Below are 856 nucleotides of genomic sequence, written 5' to 3'. Positions count from 1 at the left end.
AAAGGTGGAAATGGAACGTCCATTGGGCAACCGGACTAACCGAGGATGGAACTGGATTGACCAGTCCATCAACCAATGACGGGTCAGAGGAAAGCTTACGATAACCTTTTGGAAGTTGAAGTTTTTCCAAAAGAGAAGAAGCCTCGTCCATGCGAGGACAAAGGTGAGAGTAATGATTACCTTTACATAACATGCAAGGGAACTTGGCAGTTTTATTCTTCTTACCAACCTGAACATCACTAGTTGACGGGGTATCATCGACATGACTGACAGAGGCCGATGACGTGGAGGACCACATTTCTAAGACCTGGGTAAGACCGGGGCAATCCCTCAGAAAGTGATCACCCTTACAAAGGCTGCAAGGGAATTTGGGTTTTGGATTCTTCTCTTTAATCTTGTTGATCTCATCAACACTCCCAGTACTATTAACAGTAACTGGTTTCTTGGATCCAACATCTGATTTTGTTGGGGCCTTGGTCCTTTTCGAGCTCTTATTCTTCTTTTCTTTCCATTTCTTCTTCTTCTGATCAACCTGGCTACTTGCTTTAGAGCTTTCACTAGGCGAAGAAGGAGAAATGGAAGGAGACTTGATGGACGAAGAAGGTGAAAATTCGACATGAGGTTGATGTGTGGGTGGTGTATTGACATCCAAAGTATTAGGTGTAACTGAAACATTGGGAGGATTCGGGATCACCGGAGTGGGGAACAACCAAACTGGTAATCCGATAGTGAGTCCTAGAAGACTCAGTGTGGCAACATATGGAGGACCAAAGTTTCCAAATGAAGGAAAGGTATAAGGTTCCCCAGAAGAAGGAGTTCCTCCATTGGTACTCCCAGGATTCGATGCCATTATCAC

General features: G+C 44.6%; 1 protein-coding gene. It reads right to left on the bottom strand.

Features of this window, described 5'->3' with window-relative positions; genetic code table 11:
- Positions 1-856, bottom strand: an 856-nt coding sequence (locus tag NUW87_RS11405) for a hypothetical protein (RefSeq protein WP_269028641.1), incomplete at both ends; no start/stop codon positions are given.

The sequence above is a fragment of the Corynebacterium pilbarense genome, from assembly GCF_026930265.1.
Taxonomy (GTDB): domain Bacteria; phylum Actinomycetota; class Actinomycetes; order Mycobacteriales; family Mycobacteriaceae; genus Corynebacterium; species Corynebacterium pilbarense.
Note: the sequence above shows the minus strand (reverse complement) of the source record. Positions and strands in the feature narration are given on the sequence as shown.